The sequence below is a fragment of the Pseudomonas sp. s4 genome, from assembly GCF_046764235.1.
Taxonomy (GTDB): domain Bacteria; phylum Pseudomonadota; class Gammaproteobacteria; order Pseudomonadales; family Pseudomonadaceae; genus Aquipseudomonas; species Aquipseudomonas asiatica.
Window position 1 is genome coordinate 5,657,619 of record NZ_CP177209.1, and the last position, 15,397, is coordinate 5,673,015.

20 protein-coding genes are annotated in these 15,397 nt (G+C 54.5%); 8 read left to right on the plus strand and 12 right to left on the minus strand.

The genetic code is table 11. From position 1 onward, the window contains the following. The first annotated feature begins 51 nt into the window (after nucleotides 1-51). Nucleotides 52-585: an NUDIX hydrolase gene (locus tag ACK56M_RS26255; RefSeq protein ID WP_009684099.1), complete on the plus strand. Its 534-nt coding sequence runs from the start codon at nucleotides 52-54 to the stop codon at nucleotides 583-585. 33 nt (nucleotides 586-618) lie between these two features. Here the strand turns inward: ACK56M_RS26255 and tnpC are convergent, their stop codons facing one another. From tnpC to ACK56M_RS26290, 7 genes are all read right to left on the minus strand, one after another. After that, on the minus strand, nucleotides 619-2,154 hold the full coding sequence (gene tnpC / locus ACK56M_RS26260; RefSeq protein ID WP_009684098.1) for an IS66 family transposase: 1,536 nt from the start codon (nucleotides 2,152-2,154) through the stop codon (nucleotides 619-621). 61 nt (nucleotides 2,155-2,215) lie between these two features. Beyond that, on the minus strand, nucleotides 2,216-2,551 hold the full coding sequence (gene tnpB, locus ACK56M_RS26265) for an IS66 family insertion sequence element accessory protein TnpB (protein WP_009684097.1): 336 nt from the start codon (nucleotides 2,549-2,551) through the stop codon (nucleotides 2,216-2,218). After that, nucleotides 2,548-2,880, minus strand: coding sequence for an IS66-like element accessory protein TnpA (gene tnpA / locus ACK56M_RS26270; protein WP_009684096.1), 333 nt, complete (start codon nucleotides 2,878-2,880; stop codon nucleotides 2,548-2,550). The genes tnpB and tnpA overlap by 4 nt, the downstream gene beginning before the upstream one ends. A gap of 143 nt (nucleotides 2,881-3,023) precedes the next feature. Beyond that, on the minus strand, nucleotides 3,024-4,526 hold the full coding sequence (locus ACK56M_RS26275; protein ID WP_054572132.1) for an aldehyde dehydrogenase family protein: 1,503 nt from the start codon (nucleotides 4,524-4,526) through the stop codon (nucleotides 3,024-3,026). Nucleotides 4,527-4,550: 24 nt separating this feature from the next. Beyond that, nucleotides 4,551-4,853: an EthD family reductase gene (locus tag ACK56M_RS26280; protein ID WP_054572133.1), complete on the minus strand. Its 303-nt coding sequence runs from the start codon at nucleotides 4,851-4,853 to the stop codon at nucleotides 4,551-4,553. Further along, on the minus strand, nucleotides 4,850-5,380 hold the full coding sequence (locus ACK56M_RS26285; RefSeq protein WP_054572134.1) for a flavin reductase family protein: 531 nt from the start codon (nucleotides 5,378-5,380) through the stop codon (nucleotides 4,850-4,852). Before ACK56M_RS26285 ends, ACK56M_RS26280 begins: the two co-directional genes overlap by 4 nt. Next, nucleotides 5,377-6,444: an LLM class flavin-dependent oxidoreductase gene (locus ACK56M_RS26290; protein WP_054572135.1), complete on the minus strand. Its 1,068-nt coding sequence runs from the start codon at nucleotides 6,442-6,444 to the stop codon at nucleotides 5,377-5,379. Before ACK56M_RS26290 ends, ACK56M_RS26285 begins: the two co-directional genes overlap by 4 nt. Before the next feature lie 456 nt (nucleotides 6,445-6,900). Between ACK56M_RS26290 and ACK56M_RS26295 the strand changes: the two genes are divergently transcribed. The 5 genes from ACK56M_RS26295 (at nucleotide 6,901) to ACK56M_RS26315 (ending at nucleotide 9,676) form a co-directional block, all read left to right on the plus strand. Then, on the plus strand, nucleotides 6,901-7,110 hold the full coding sequence (locus tag ACK56M_RS26295; RefSeq protein ID WP_075047053.1) for a hypothetical protein: 210 nt from the start codon (nucleotides 6,901-6,903) through the stop codon (nucleotides 7,108-7,110). Between the two features lie 96 nt (nucleotides 7,111-7,206). Beyond that, the gene (locus ACK56M_RS26300) at nucleotides 7,207-7,416 is read left to right on the plus strand and encodes a hypothetical protein (protein WP_131812214.1); all 210 of its coding nucleotides are present in this window, start codon (nucleotides 7,207-7,209) and stop codon (nucleotides 7,414-7,416) included. Further along, the gene (locus ACK56M_RS26305) at nucleotides 7,406-7,708 is read left to right on the plus strand and encodes a nucleotidyltransferase family protein (RefSeq protein ID WP_054572137.1); all 303 of its coding nucleotides are present in this window, start codon (nucleotides 7,406-7,408) and stop codon (nucleotides 7,706-7,708) included. Before ACK56M_RS26300 ends, ACK56M_RS26305 begins: the two co-directional genes overlap by 11 nt. 70 nt (nucleotides 7,709-7,778) lie before the next feature. After that, entirely contained in the window at nucleotides 7,779-8,174 is a 396-nt protein-coding gene (locus tag ACK56M_RS26310; protein WP_054572138.1) for a hypothetical protein, read from the plus strand. A gap of 719 nt (nucleotides 8,175-8,893) precedes the next feature. Next, nucleotides 8,894-9,676, plus strand: coding sequence for a hypothetical protein (locus ACK56M_RS26315; protein ID WP_054572140.1), 783 nt, complete (start codon nucleotides 8,894-8,896; stop codon nucleotides 9,674-9,676). 8 nt (nucleotides 9,677-9,684) lie between these two features. On the opposite strand, the gene ACK56M_RS26320 is transcribed toward ACK56M_RS26315, so the two are convergent. Both ACK56M_RS26320 and ACK56M_RS26325 read right to left on the minus strand, forming a co-directional pair. Continuing rightward, nucleotides 9,685-10,497, minus strand: a complete 813-nt coding sequence (locus tag ACK56M_RS26320) for a DUF5677 domain-containing protein (RefSeq protein ID WP_061202557.1) — start codon at nucleotides 10,495-10,497, stop codon at nucleotides 9,685-9,687. Nucleotides 10,498-10,715: 218 nt separating this feature from the next. Further along, the gene (locus ACK56M_RS26325; protein ID WP_054572142.1) at nucleotides 10,716-11,342 is read right to left on the minus strand and encodes a histidine phosphatase family protein; all 627 of its coding nucleotides are present in this window, start codon (nucleotides 11,340-11,342) and stop codon (nucleotides 10,716-10,718) included. Nucleotides 11,343-11,664: 322 nt separating this feature from the next. Between ACK56M_RS26325 and ACK56M_RS26330 the strand changes: the two genes are divergently transcribed. Further along, nucleotides 11,665-11,874, plus strand: a complete 210-nt coding sequence (locus tag ACK56M_RS26330) for a hypothetical protein (protein ID WP_054572143.1) — start codon at nucleotides 11,665-11,667, stop codon at nucleotides 11,872-11,874. A 27-nt stretch (nucleotides 11,875-11,901) separates the two neighbouring features. Here the strand turns inward: ACK56M_RS26330 and ACK56M_RS26335 are convergent, their stop codons facing one another. Beyond that, entirely contained in the window at nucleotides 11,902-12,369 is a 468-nt protein-coding gene (locus tag ACK56M_RS26335) for a GNAT family N-acetyltransferase (RefSeq protein ID WP_125920375.1), read from the minus strand. A 560-nt stretch (nucleotides 12,370-12,929) separates the two neighbouring features. On the opposite strand from ACK56M_RS26335, the gene ACK56M_RS26340 reads away from it, so the two are divergent. Further along, the gene (locus tag ACK56M_RS26340) at nucleotides 12,930-13,748 is read left to right on the plus strand and encodes a hypothetical protein (RefSeq protein WP_411959143.1); all 819 of its coding nucleotides are present in this window, start codon (nucleotides 12,930-12,932) and stop codon (nucleotides 13,746-13,748) included. A gap of 135 nt (nucleotides 13,749-13,883) precedes the next feature. Here ACK56M_RS26340 and ACK56M_RS26345 read toward each other — a convergent pair whose 3' ends face one another. Together ACK56M_RS26345 and ACK56M_RS26350 are read right to left on the minus strand one after the other, a co-directional pair. Further along, complete coding sequence (locus tag ACK56M_RS26345; RefSeq protein ID WP_058178368.1) at nucleotides 13,884-14,864, minus strand: IS5-like element ISPpu18 family transposase; 981 nt, start codon at nucleotides 14,862-14,864, stop codon at nucleotides 13,884-13,886. 81 nt (nucleotides 14,865-14,945) lie between these two features. Next, complete coding sequence (locus ACK56M_RS26350; protein ID WP_054572146.1) at nucleotides 14,946-15,140, minus strand: hypothetical protein; 195 nt, start codon at nucleotides 15,138-15,140, stop codon at nucleotides 14,946-14,948. Nucleotides 15,141-15,397 lie beyond the last annotated feature (257 nt).

The following is a 15,397-nucleotide window of genomic DNA, read 5'->3' on the forward strand; positions in this document are numbered from 1 at the left end:
ACCGTGGCCACCCTGGACGATGACTAACTGATCTTGCCGCTACGAGACCACATGCAACTCATAACTGAAATTGTTCACCCCGAGCTGAAATCCAAGCAGGGCAGAGTATTCCGTCGACATGCAGCTCGCGGCATCGTGATGCGGGGTGAACAGATCCTGTTGCTGTTCACCGAGCGCTATAACGATTTCAGCTTTCCTGGAGGCGGCCTTGATGGTGACGAGGACATTGTCGCAGGCCTGAAGCGTGAGCTTGAGGAAGAGACTGGTGCTCGTGAAATACAGGTGCTCCAGCACTACGGTTACATCGAGGAGTACCGGCCCTACCAAAAGCCACAGTACGATCTGATGCACATGACCTCGCATTTTTATCAATGCGAAGTAGCGCCCCAGCTAGAGCCGGTGAGAATGGAAAGCCACGAAATCGCTAATGGTATGCGGCCTGTCTGGATCAACCTGCATGAAGCCATCGCACACAATGAAGCCGTCATGCAGCGTCACGAGTCTTCGATGGGGCAGTCAATTCTGCGCGAAACCTACATGCTGAGAAAAGTCGCTTCCGAATTGTTGATGCCAATCAGCCTTTGAGCTGACTATTTGGCGAAGTCCACTTAGCCTGCCTCAGGCAAGCATCCAATGCTGCGGGAGTAATTGCGTGATTTCGCTCGCCCGCTGTGTCGGAAGCCGCATCAGTACATCCTTGAGATAGGCATACGGATCGTGCCCATTCATACGCGCCGACTGGATCAGGCTCATGATTGCCGCCGCCCTTTTTCCACTGCGCAGCGACCCGGCAAATAACCAGTTCGAGCGCCCAAGCGCCCACGGCCGGATCAAATTCTCGATCTGGTTATTGTCGATGGGCACAGCACCATCTTCCAGGTAGCGCGTCAGCGCTACCCAGCGTTTAAGGCTGTAATCCAGGGCCTTGGCCGTGGCCGAACCCTCGGGCACAAGTTCGCGTTGGGCCAACATCCACTCATGCAGTTTTTCAGCGATGGGCACCGCTGTTTCCTGACGTAATCGCCAGCGGGCTTCGTCGCTCATTTCCTTGGCGTGTCGCTCGACTTCATACAACCCGCCAATCGAGTGAAGCGCCTGCTCCGCCAACTGGCTTTTATTGGCTGCATGCAGGTCGAAGAATTTGCGGCGTGCATGGGCCATGCAGCCGATTTCGGTGATGCCCAGCTCGAAGCTGGCCTTGTAGCCGGCGAAGTCATCGCAGACCAGCTTACCGTTCCACGTGCCCAGGAAGTTACGCGCATGTTCGCCGGCACGGCTGGGGCTGAAGTCGTAGACCACGGCCTTTAGGGCCGAGAAAGGCGTGGTGCTATAGGCCCACACGTAAGCGCGGTGGGTTTTCTTTTCGCCTGGTGCGAGCATCTGAACCGGGGTCTCATCGGCGTGGATCACGCCCTGGGCCAACACATGCTCACGCAGCGCATCGACCAGAGGCTGGAGCTGCACACCGGTCTGTCCGATCCATTGCGCCAGTGTCGAACGGGCGATGGGCAGTCCGGCCCGACCAAAAATCTTCTCCTGCCGGTACAGCGGTAAATGGTCGGCGAACTTCGCCACCATCACGTGGGCCAAAAGGCCTGCGGTCGGGATGCCCTTGTCGATCACTTGGGCCGGTACAGGCGCCTGGATCAGTGTTTCACACTGACGGCACGTCCATTTTCCACGCACATGCCGCTCAACTGTGAACACGCCCGGAGTGTAATCGAGCTTCTCGCTGACGTCTTCGCCGATTCGCTGAAGCTGGCAGCCGCACACGCACTGAGTATTCTCTGGTTCGTGACGGATCACGGTTCGCGGAAACTGCGGCGGCAGTGGTGCACGCTTGGGCTTATGACGTGGCTCGGCCGGTGCGGCCGGCGGATTGGCTGCCTTCAGCTCGGCTTCGATAGCTGCGATATCGGTATCGAGCAGATCATCAAGCAGACTGCCTTGGTCGGGGCTCAGTTGCTCGCTGCGCTTGGCGAACTTGTGTCGCTTGAGGATGGCGATTTCATGAGCCAGTTGCTCGTTGACCGTTTCGAGGCGTTGGATTTTCTGGCTCATGGAGTCGACCTGGGACAGCAACTGCATAGCCTGTTCGGCCAAGCCGCGCAGCTGTTCCGGTGTCATCTGGTCGAGATTGGGCGAGGAAGTCATGCCGCTGATTGTGTCAGAGCAGGTCGTCAACAGCGATAAACCGATGGGCTAATGGCAGGGGCTAAAGCACTGTGATCGCGCTGCCTGCGCCGACCCGCTGCCACGGCAAACCCAGTACCAAGGCTTGAAGTTGCTCGTTATCGAGTTCGACTTCCGATCCGTGACGGATGCCGGGCCAATGAAACTTGCCTTGGTTCAATCGTCGCGCTGCCAGCCAAATGCCCACACCGTCATGCACCAAGACTTTCATTCGGTTGGCACGGCGATTAGCGAAGAGGTATGCGCAGTGCGGCTTCGCCACACCGAACACCGCGATCACCCTGGCCAGCGCGGTCTCGGTACCGGCGCGCATGTCCATAGGCTCGGTGGCAAGCCAGATGGCATCGATCCGAATCATTCCAACAGGTCTCGCAGAAAGGTGGCACAGGCGACAGCGCTTTCGGTCGGCCAGTTCACTTTGACGGTGCCACGCGGGTGCTGGATTTCAATGCAGATACTTGATGAAGCTGCCTGCGAATGTCCTCCGGCTAGCGGCAAGGGCACTGGAATGAAAGCAGGTTGCAGCGCCATAGTTTTGTTCGTGAGTACCCTAATCCATTTATGTACGAGGTTCGCGTTAAGGCTGTGCTTCTGCGCGACGCTGGCAATCGATGCGCCGGGCTGGGCGCACTCTTGGACAACTTGGGCCTTGAAGGATTTTGAATAGGAACGGCGTTGTGACTGCATGGAAAGACCCGCTTAAAAGGCTAGAAATGGTGTCCACTTAAATTAGGTGGACACCATCGCCTTTGGCGTCGGGGTCAGGAAGGTGAGTTGGCCGGACGGTTACGCTGAGCTGACGCCATCATGTAGACGGCGTCACTCGAGGATCAGTTGCAGTTCGTCCAGACTGTCTTGGTCTGAAGGAATTTTTCGATGCCTTCAGCGCCATTGTCACGACCATACCCGGACTGCTTGTAGCCACCCCATGGTGCAGCGCAATCGAAGTTTCCGTAAGTATTGATCCACACTGTACCAGCCTGGAGTGCTGCGGCTACCTTATGTGCCTTGCCTACGTCGCGTGTCCACACGCCAGCTGACAGACCAAAGCCGGTGTTGTTCGCTCGGGTGGTGAGCTCGTCAATCGATTCGAATGTTTGAACTACCAGGACGGGGCCGAAAATTTCATCGGCTACCACTTCCTGATTGTCAGACGCATTCAACAGGATCGTTGGCTCAAGGAAGTGGCCATCAGAGAGAGCCCCACCCGCTTTTTTGCCACCCATGACGCATTCGATCCCATCAGCTTTGGCGCGCTCGACAAATCCGCTGACCCTGGCGAACTGATCTGCAGAGATCAGTGGGCCCAGAGAGGTGTCTGGCGAGAGACCGTGGCCAACTTTCAGCCTTGCGGTTTCCCCCATTACCGTTTCCAGGACGCGTTCGTAAACCTTGCGCTCCACCATCAAGCGGGAACCCGCAGCGCAGACTTGGCCTGAGTAGAAGAAGATGGCCATTGCTGCGGTTGCGGCAGCTTGATCGAGATCGGCGTCGGCGAAGATTACGTTCGGGTTCTTGCCCCCAAGCTCCATGGAGACGTGTTTGAGGTCGCTGGCCGCAGTTCGGACAATGTGTTTGCCAACTGCCTCGGAGCCAGTGAAAGCGATTTTCGCGATGCCTGGGTGTTCGACTAGAGCCTGGCCGGCAACCTTGCCAAAGCCTGGGAGGACATTCAGAACTCCAGAAGGCAGACCCGCCTCAATTGCCAGCTTGGCGAGATACAGCGCCGAGAGAGGCGTTTGCTCTGCAGGCTTCAGCACGACAGTGCAACCAGCAGCCAGTGCGGGTGCAAGTTTGAAGCAAGCCTGGCAGAGCGGGAAGTTCCACGGCACGATTGCAGCGATGACCCCGAGAGGCTCTCGGCGAGTGTAGACGTGCATATCTGGCGCGCTCACCGGGATCGTCTGGCCATGGAGCTTCGTCGGCCAGCCGGCGTTGTAGCGAAGCGCCCCGATGGACAGCTCGATGTCCACAGCTCGAATCTGCGCAGCAGGCTTGCCGCTATCCAGGCTCTCAATTTGGGCCAAATCATCGCCGTGCTTTTCTATGAGGTCGGCGAGCCTGCGAATCACAGCCTCACGTTCAGATGGCAGCATTTTCGCCCACGGCCCGACCAGCGCACGGTTGGCAGAAGCGACCGCCACCTCCACATCGGCGATTCCAGCTTCGGACACATTCGCGATCAGCTGACTGGTAGCCGGGTCATACGTTGGGAACACCTTACCTTCGCAAGCTTCTACGAACTGATTGTCGATCATCAGTTTCATTGGTTGCTTCAGAAAGGCCTGAACATTCGCGCTCAGGTGCTTCAAAGGATCCAGTGGTAGATTCATAGCAAGGCCTCGCTCTAGTTATTCTTAAAAGCTTTCGAATTCGCAGGTGTAGATCTGGCAGCCACCGCTGGCGAAGTTCGATACGTCCTCCACGGCTGCAACACCAGCATGGGAGCTCAGCGATGCGTCCATTTCTTCCTGATTACGGAAACTCAGTACCGCAATCGCATGCCAGTCTTTTTGGGCGGTTGCAGTGCTGGTAATGCTGGCTTCGAACTTCGCGAGGTTCGGCATTTGCTTCACGAGCGGCACATGCACTTCCCGGTAGTGACGTTCGAACGCTTGGGTATCCGCAGGAGTTCCGTAAACCACCACCACCTGCTTCATACAGGCGCTCCAGCAGCGGGTACGGCGAACATTTTCCTGCGATGGTAGAGAAGCGGTGTCTGCTGGTTGTTGTGGTCGATGTGGCGGATATGCCCGGTTACGATGAGGTGGTCGCCACCCGGCAGAACCTCTGCTACCTCACAGGCCAGAGCGCATGCTGCATTACAAATCGTGGGAAGGCCGAGCTTTCCGCGCTTCCACTCGATGCCCTCAAACTTGTCGGCGCACTTTCCTGCGAACAGCATCGCCAAATGTTCTTGGCCTTCACCAAGCACATGGATCAGGAAAGGCTTGCCCTGAGTGAGGCATTCGAGGGTTTTGGATTTGCGATCAAAGCAGGCCAGCATCATGGGAGGAGACGCCGACAGGGATGAGACCGCCGAGAGAGTCGCCCCAACAGGGCGGCCCTCATTGTCCCAGGTAGTGATGATCGTGACTGCTGCTGGGAAGTCGGCCATAGCCTCTTTGAAGATCTGCACGTCGATCTCTGGCGCCTCGAGAGGCGCTTTCATCTGCACCTGGCTCATTTGGCACCCCCATTGATGACAGGCATAACTTCACGACCGATCAGCTCGATGGAGCGCATGATGTCTTCGTGAGGGATACCATCGATTCGGAGCAGGATCTCGTCGATGCCCATCTGCTGTAGCTTGCGAATGCGCTTAATGAAGTCGTCTGGATCGCCGACCATCACGGACGGTGTTTCCGAAACGAGGAAGTCCATGTCGCCCTCGTGATCGAGCAGGCGAAGCATTCGACCATCCAGATACTCATACGACCCTTTTTTGCCGAGCGGGGCGTAGAGGTCGATGATGAATTTGAAGTAGCTGGTGGTGACGTCGCGAGCGATATCAATTGCTCGAGCTCGAGTGGTATCGCAGAACGCAGTGGCGACGTAGAGGCCTGCTTGCTCGGTACGGCGCGGTACGGAGCTCTTGTGCGTGGCTAGGCCCGCACGATAGGCGTCGATGCACTCTTGGAGGTAATCGAAGCCGAAGTAGTTTTCGAAACTGAGCACGCCAATCCCACGCTCGCCGGCATTGCTATGCGTCTGCACGCTGGAGGCCGATACGTAGATTGGTGGATGCGGGGTCTGAACCGGGCGTGGAACAATGGTGCGGGGTGGAATACTCCAGATTGGGCCTTCATGCTGCAGCGTTTCGTCTGCGAAGGCTTTGATGAGCACTTCCATACCATCTTCCCACTGCGCACGAGTAGTGCTCGGGTCGACGCCGAAGGCTTCGAGAGTCACCAGGTTGTTCGAACGCGCAGTGGCGATTTCTGCTCGGCCATTGGAGACAATGTCCAAGGTCGAGGTTCGTTCAGCGACGAGGATTGGGTGGTTCCACTGCAGCATCACTGCACACATGGTGCGCAATTTGATGTCCTTGGTCTGTGCGGCGATAGCTGCGTACAGCACCTCAGGCGCGGAGACAGTAAATTTCGGTGGGTTGAAGTGCTGCTCAGAGGTGCCCCAGGCGTAGAAACCGAGCTTATCAGCGAGACAGGCTTCGGCGATCATTTCCTGATAACGCTGCGGAACGCTGACGCCTTGGATGGTTTCGCCTTCTTGCAACAGACTGATCTTCATTTTTTGACTCCCGTTGGGCTATTGTTTTCCGGTTTCCGCAGACTAACCCCGCAAGATTGTCGTTTTCAAGCGTTTTTTGGCGCTCGACTTGCTGTCTTTGGTTTTTTCGGCTGAGCGGTAAGCTCATTGAGTCAATGGCTATCAGGGAGAAGCTGGCCAAGTTTCAGGTGGGAAGATGCGCGGCGTTAGCGCTTGAAGGATTCGCCGGCCTGCGTTCTGCGCCGAGGGCTGATAAGGGACTTGTGTTGCTCGACGAAACTGAAACATCGATACGAGACCGGCCTGCACATGGCATCACATAGAGGATTCGTGATGCAGCCGAAGTCGAAGAACTAGCAGGTCAAGGCCCGAGCGAGCTGCCTTTGATCAACGAGCCGGAGAGCTAACATCACCGACCTTGAACGATGTAGCCATGGAGGCGACTATGGCGGCTAGCTATGGCGAAAGGGAGTGATCGTGAAAAGAGATCTGAGCAAGGTGCTCATGCCTGACCACCCCCTGTACAGCGAGGCTGTGGAAGCGCTGAAGCTGTACCACCAAGCCCAGGCTGAAGGGGTAGTTGGAGCGGAGCTGGAGCGCCTCAAGCTGATGGCCGAACATCGCTTTCAAGCCGTCACTGATTACCAGCTCCAAGCCCTTGGCGGGCCGGCAGCGAAAGGCCATTAGCAACCGGCCTTGGAGATCGGTCGCCAACATGCAAGGTGCAAAACTTGCACTTTGCCTCCTACAATCCACTTGTGACAACAGCTGACAAACCGATAGGTGGACAAGGTGACTCGTTGTGCTCGAACCGATCCGGAAAAAGCTTCTCCTGACGCTTATGATCAAAAGATGGCTCGCCGTCGCCCTGTATTCTTGAATCAGGAAACGCTTGATAGCGTTGCTCGCGAGCATCAGCTTCATCTGCAAAAGCTGAGTGAAGAACTTCAGCTTGAGGCGCGCTCGAAGGCCAGTAAACCCCATGAAGCCTAGCGATGCGATCCGTGGCAAAGAAGGAGCCATAAAGCGCCTGGTCGAATCCTACGGCTTCGTATCCCCACAGCTGTTTGGCTCGACTGTGCGAGGTGATGATCAAGAAGGTAGCGACCTCGACATCCTCGCCACCATTCCCTCCAGCAAGACCGGCACAATCTCGCTTTTCGACATCGCCGACCTTGAAGATGAGCTCCAGGTACTGATCGGCGTACCAGTGGATTTCAACATCGGCAACAACATGCCCGAACACTTCTGGCAGGAGATCGAGAGCAAGATGATCGAGCTCTAGCTACCACGCCTATTCGGAAAGGTCAGATGGCCGCGTGAGATGTTTTTGATAACAGAAGGAGGGGCGAGACGTGGTGACTCATCACCAGCTGCGCAGCCTGGAAATCGCGAAGCGCAGAGCCTTGTGGGCGCTTGCTGATCTGCAGCCTGGAGACTCTCGCGCTGAACTCCCGCTGTTGGAGATCGATGAGGTTGACCAGGCCCTGAAGGCATTAATGAGCGGTAATGAGCTCTCGAGCCAGGAGCTCGTCGATTCCATCACAACGCAGTCCCATAACGGCGTTCGCCTGGTTATTGAAGACAGCATTCCCGAGCCTTGGCGGCAGCGATTTGCGGCTGCGAGCATTGGCTCTACCCGCGTGGCTGCAGGGCCGTACTTCCACGATTTCGAGAAATTCGTTCTGACCTGGGGCGCTGAAATGGCGCACTTGGAAGCACACCGTGCGAGCCGGCAGGGCTCGAAGTGAAGAGGACGATCTTGGGAATGGCTGAGGCAGGAGAGCTGCTATTGCAGCAAACTCTCCAAGCGATACGTGCCCATCACCAAGCCGTGGACGAGGGGAAACCAGCCGACGAGGTAGAAAGGCTCCGCCTGGAGGCTGATCACCTGTACCAGACCGTCATCGACTACCAATTGCACAAGGCCGGCACGCTTGGGCAGTCAGTCCACTGATAGATGGATTCACCTCTAGGCGCGCGGCTCTTTTCAGTCGGCTTGATCCTGTCCCCATCCTTGACTATGTAGTCCAACGCGGTGGTACGTGAACGATGTCCTGTCATCTCGGAATGCCAATCTTGAACACGGTGTGTCGAATCTGGGTAGCCGTTACACGCTCAAGCTTGACGTCTGCTTTGTGGGCCAAGGCGGTCAGCATTCAGCTCAGAGCTGTCGGTGGCATAGGGCGCTTTCGATCTTTGTGAGAGTGGAAGAGTAGGTCTCCTTCGGAGAGCTTACTGGCCCGCGCATACTTGGCGATCACGCCTTGGCAGCTTTCAGGTAGAGGAATGGACTCATCGTGACGTGTCTTTTGCTCCTGGAAAACAGCCTGGTTGCCAACCCATCGCATAAAAACTAGCTCCTATAGCTTCGGCTCAATCAATGCACTCTCCTTCGACGGTTGGTAATTATGTTGGTCGCCCCTGAAACGTAGTGTAATCTGACCCTTTTATAAAATGGAGCACAAAAATGCTTGAACCGCTTTTTAAAGCCCTGCATCACTACAACGACGAGTATCGTGAGCTAATCAATGAAAAGGCAATGCGGCATACGCCAGCACGTGGCGACTTTGTAGATTTTATCCAGTCGTCACTAAAGCTTACAAAACCGGAAGACTGGGGATTTATATGCTCATCCATGGATATAATAAATGACAGCCTGCTAGGGATTGAGCACTTCTGTAAGTATGGCGTTGATGGGCCGACAAAATATGATGATTTCGGCGAAAAATACATCAGGCTTTATGGTGTATTGAATGCAACATATATACAGCAGCAAGCTTTGCTTAATCTCCACAGAATCGCGAATGTGCCTAACATCCGAGAGTTGGAAGGAAGGGTTGCAGCCTTGAAGGTGCGAGAGGCTAGAAACAAACTTGGAGCGCACAGCGTCGACTATTCAAATAGAGAGTCTGGTCAAACTGAAAGCTTCGTTCCGGTTCGTATTACTTTATCAGGAATGCGATGCGACTACTATAACAACACAACCTTGGAGCATACAGAGGTTGATTTAATAGACGCATTGCGCGAGCACTTAACGTTGATGTGTGATATATATGATGGCACATATAGGAAATCGGTGCGGACAATTTATAAATCAAATCAAAACAAGCAGGAAGAACTGCTGGAAAAAATTGACGATGCCCTGATCTTTAGAGATGGAGGCACCGTCTTGAGGAATGAATCAGGCATCAAGGTATTCGTAACATCCTACGAACCAGAACCAGAACCAGAACCAGAACCAGAAAAATAGAAAATCGATCACTCTGGCTTTAAGGAGCTGAGTGATCCGAATCTATCCAGAAGCTCATTCGCCTCTTTGTCGCGGGAAGAATCTTTGGTCGCCTGAAGAAATCCAATCAGGATACCTAAAGCTGCTGATGCAGCCAGGTTAGCCGACAGAGCGACTTCCGCTTTCTTGCCTGGCCCAAATTTGTAGCCGCTCCAGCTATTAGTTTCCTTATTTGACACAATGTAGCGCTTAAGCGAAGAAGCTGAATAATGCATCGCATCATCAGAAAGATGCTTATAAAATAAGTATTGATGCCCAAGCGAAGACATCTCTGCAACTTCTTGCCAGTTCAAGTGGCGGCCTTTATCGCCAGCCAAGATCTCGTCCATGGCCGCAGCAACGTCTTGATCTAGAGAGTAGTTACCTTGCTTCAAGGCTTTGGCTTGGCCGCGCTTGGCAGCAACGTTATCTTTATGGAGCAAGGGGATAAATTTCTCAGGACTTTCTGCTAACGCACCCACGCAAAATGCATTTTCAAAAAGGCATCGTATCAAAATCCTGGCTTCAACAATCATACCTCGCTCGAGGTTTATGAAAACCGATTGAAAATTACTTAAAGACCGCAAAGCCGAAAACATGGCTAGAACTTCTAAGTCCATGGTTCTACCGTGATGCTTTTCAAAGCCAGACACTACAGCTGCCTGCAGAAGTTTATTTATATCCCTCAGCAGTGTAAACCACTCTTCGTTTTCTGAAGTTATGCGTGCGATTGTTTCATCAATGTTTCTGGATATAAAGCCTTGCTCGAAGAAACTTTCGTTCAAAATCGATTGGTCTGTCATTCAAAACATCCTGTAATTGTGATGTGCTCAGAGGTAAACTCTGTCATCGAAGAACTGCTATTGCAGCAGGCCTCCGAGAACGGATGGGGAAGCATCACCGACGGTAAGTGCGAGGACGAGGTCGTTGATGTGAAGCAATTCAACACGAAGGTTGGTGCATCCTGCAACTGATAGGCATCGTTCTACGTGTTTGGTGGACGCTCGACACGCAGAACGCTTTAGGAGGAGCCCTTTCGTTGGCCAGTTCCCCATTTGCCCGACTCCCAGGCAATGAAAAAGCCCTGACCATTTTCAATGTGATTGGCGATCTCATACTCTCGCCAGTCCTGCATCGCCAGGCCATCAATTTCCTGTGGCTCATGCTCGAGTAGCCAAGCCACCGTGTTGATGAGCTGACCATGCGAAAACACGGCTATGTCAGTAGCTGGATGTTTACCAAGTCGGTGAAGGAATGACCGCGCTCTACCTACCAGTTCCTGGAACGACTCTGCGCCCTCACCATCACGGTAGGCGGGGTCTGCTCTTTGCCAGTACGCCTCAACCCAACCACGCCGTTGCGCCAGGGTTGTATCAACACAACGTGCCGGCGCTAGGTACGTGTATTCCTGAATCGGCCAGGTTTCGAAAGCGACAGCAGGGTATCGGGCTGCCGTCACCTGCGCGGTTGCCTGGGCGCGAAGGAACGGCGAAGCAACGATTAGGCCTGGGGCGTTCGTGAAAGACCGGGCGACCATATGGGCTTGCTCCAGCCCTTTTGCTGTGAGGGGGATACTCGCGTGATCCTTGGTGGGCCGGCCTGCGTTCGCAGCACTCTCGCCGTGGCGTACCATCCTCACATTCTTCATCGACTATCTTTCCCTGGTTACGGATTCTGGATCGCACAATGCTGGCACTGAACAGTGCGGGATAGCCATGGTGAAGGGATGTCGATGTATCCTAGCCTCAACCAATCTGCCTGAGATCCTTCGGAATGACTCGACAAAGCTGCCCAGAGCCAACGAAGACTGCTTCGAACTCCTACGAACGCAAGATGGTTCGTCAACGCCCACGGTTTCTAAACCAGGAGACGTTGGACAAGGTTGTCCGGGAGCATCACGCCCACCTGATTGAGCTCGCGAACCGCACACCCGAGAAAGCGGGATCGTCCCGGCAAAATTGGAGAGGGTAATGAAGAAAGATCTCAGCAAAGTGTTGCTGCCTGATGACCCTCTGTACAGCCAGGCCATCGAGGCACTGAAGCGGTATCACCAGGCCCAGGCTGACGGAGTCGTGGGGGCTGAGCTGGAGCTTCTCAGGATGCTGGCAGAGCATGGTTTTCAAGTAGTGACGGATTACCAGCTGCGGGCCTTTGGGCAGTTGACTGAAAAAGACCATTGAGCCGCTGGCCCGACCACGTCCCACCTATCAGCGATTCAAGGCTTCCTGCACGGCGTCGACCATACCTATCCAGTGACGGCCATTGTCGCGAGGGCTGAAGCCCAGCCTCTCGGCGAAAGCTGATGCGTTGGCATTGGCTGACTCGATAGCGAGGTAGCGATAGCCGAATGTTGGAGCCAGCTCCACCAGGCGCTGCACTAGCGCTCGACCATGTCCAGCACGTTCCTTCGTGAAGCCGATCCGAGCCAGGACAAGGCACTCCCTTGGCCAGTAGTCATTTGGCTTCACAAACATGCGGATGTAGATGTCGAACTGCGTGCTCAGGGCTGACACGGTCGCGAAGGTTCGCCAGACCCGCTGTTGGACATACCTGGGCTTATACGTGAACCGCTCCAGGATGAACTCCGCTACATGAGGCTTGAGCTCCTCACAGCGTTCTTCGGCAAAGGCGCGCCATTCTTCTTCACTGGCCCCGAGCGGAGGAAGGGTGGGCATCGTTCTGATCTCGGTCACCGGCTGGAAAATCGAGTGTAGATGCCTTTCAGGAGCTAGCTGTAGCAAACACGGCTAATGCCGGCTCCTGCGAATCTCACATCTTCAAAGAAGCCGCTCCTCAACACGATTTTTTGTGCCCACGATTCAGCCCTTCCTAGAAGGGTAGGTCTTCGCCCTCCGCGAGCTCGAAGACTACTGGTGGCTTCGGTGCTAAGGCTTTGTGAATGCCTAAGAGCCGCTCGACCATTCAGGTTGATGGCTCATATCAGAATCGCAAGCCGAGCACGCAGAGCCAGACGCTGAGGATGGAAGCGCTCGGGCCGCAACCTGGCTCTGATAAGAGGTCGGTTCACGACAGCCCCACCCGAAGGTGAAAAGCAAAAAAGGAATGCTCGATATAATGCCCCCATTTGGGAACATCAAAGCCCTTTTATCCTCATAATGTTCCCAAAAGCGGACATTACGAGAGACGTTGATTTTTAACATTCAAGATCCGGCATTCGCACTACACCGACTGCCGACCTACACTGAGGTTTTTACCTAAACCACAGGTAGCAACCATGTTGACTCTGGGCGGAATTCAACTACGGGGTTTTTTCAGCATTCAAACCGAGGTAGCGGAAAATCTTCCCATTCTTCGCCATTCCGATGATATCGATATTAAACGAAGCATGCTTCAAGTCTTGCAAATGTTCGATGCATATATGACCCTTACCGGCTTCCACCCACATACTATGTGCCTTGACGACTATGCAGGATTTAGAGGCTTTCTATATAAAGTACTACAACTCACTGAAGATGATACAAAGCCCTTAACTTGGCAGCTACTTCAAGACTTTGTTATTGTGGGTTTTCTGGACGAAAAGCAAGCCAACTTAGTTTTAAACATGTCTCAAGCTGAATGCAATGAAAAATATCAAGAGCGAGAGCCTGCCAAATGCCGCTTCCTGCATTACCAATCGCTTTTCCCAACCTCGGATTCGAACGGTTTTGTGTATGTAGATTTCGACTCTATAACGCACCTACTCAGTAAGTCGTCTTTCGATTGTCTAGGTAGGTTGCTTACTGAATACCTTGCGCCGCTTCCTACAGTGCAGGCGGAGATAGATGCCCCACTCATCATTGCCATAGCACAAGGCCTACTTTATCAAAACCCAGGCGTAGACTTGGGTGATATCCACCTTGGCGTTACTAATTCTGCCGACTTCATTGGAGCCGTCCGCACCCATGCTGAATGGCGAATGCACAACGCAGGTTTCTTTCGGGGAGACGTCGCCGAGAACTGGAAGTACCTGTCCGCAGTGCTTACGAATTTTTTCGTAGCCAATAATATCCTACGCCTCAACAAGGATGGCCGCAAAATGCTAAGGAAGGTCTGAAGTAGCCCTGTATTTCCGGTCGACTTCAGCCCTCGCTGCTTTTGAAAGCGGGCCGTCGATCAAATTCGACCAGGTAACCCGCTCAGTTCTCCGTTTTTGGCCGCCGCGAGCACCTCGCAGCAGCCATTTTCCGCATTACAGGTGCACCTTTCCTGCGGTAGTCAGCAAATGTCGGCGCGCCATCCATAGGTTCGACAGCGCGAACAGCGTCACCAGCTGAGCGGTGTTCTTGGCCAGGCCACGGAAGCGCACCTTCACGTAACCGAACTGGCGCTTGATCACTCGAAACGGGTGCTCGACCTTCGCTCGCACTTGTGCCTTGGCCTTCTCGATCTTGCGCTTGGCTTTGTACAGGGCGCTGCGTTTATCGAGCTTCTTGTAGGTGCTGCGGCGTGCTGCGACCTGCCAGATCACTTCGCGGCCAGCATGTTCGGGGCGCTTTTCGACGCCGGTGTAGCCGGCATCGGCGCAGACGACGTTCTCGTCACCGTGCAGCAGTTTTTCGACCTGGGTGATATCCGCCACGTTGGCTGCCGTGCCTACCACGCTGTGTACCAGCCCCGACTCATCATCCACGCCGATGTGCGCCTTCATGCCAAAGTAATACTGGTTCCCTTTCTTGCTCTGGTGCATTTCCGGGTCGCGCTTGCCGTCCTGGTTCTTGGTCGAGCTGGGCGCGTGGATCAGTGTGGCATCGACGATAGTGCCCTGGCGCAGCGACAGGCCGCGATCCCCCAGGTAGCCATTGATTACGCCGAGGATGCCGGCTGCCAGCTCATGTTTCTCCAGCAAGCGACGGAACTTGAGGATGGTGGTTTCGTCGGGAATACGCTCGAGGCTCAGCCCGGCGAACTGACGCAGGATGGTCGTCTCGTAGAGCGCTTCTTCCATGGCCGGGTCGCTGTAGCCGAACCAGTTCTGCATCAGATGGATACGTAACATGGCCATCAGCGGATAGGCTGGACGACCACCTTCACCCTTTGGGTAGTGTGGCTCGATCAGGGCAATCAATCCCTTCCACGGCACCACCTGATCCATCTCGATCAGGAACAATTCCTTACGGGTCTGCTTGCGCTTGCCGGCGTACTCGGCGTCGGCGAAGGTCATCTGCTTCATGGAAAAACTCGGCTGGCGGGATCGGCGTATTTCACCAGATTCAGGAAGTCTTTTTCAGACCTTCCCTAAGGCCCTACTGATTCAACGCTGCAATGCAATTTTGCGTTTAGCATCGACTGCTCTGAACAAATATTCGATGGCGTTGCTTTGGAGGCGCAGAGCTTCACGGCACCGCTCTTCGTCGCGATCTGAGCTAGCCGACAATGCCTCAGCCTGCAAGTAATTGATCTCAAACTTGAGGTGGGCAATCATTTTATTAACGAGACACTCGCGCATACTACACCCCTTAATGGTAATTGGTTTACGTCACCCAGTTGCAATGTAATGTGAATCTAACAATGCAGTGTAGCTGCTGTAGACGATTGCGCTCGGCTTTTAGTGATCTCGCCGAAAAAGCTATAGGCCAGGTGCTCCAGCATGTCAGCAGCGCGATGTGCTGAGCCCCACCTCTCCTGCCGGTAGCTGCCCTCTGTAGCTTCCCTGGTAAAGCGAACGGCTGCCCTTGACTCAAGCCGCCCCGTGCTCTGCTGAAC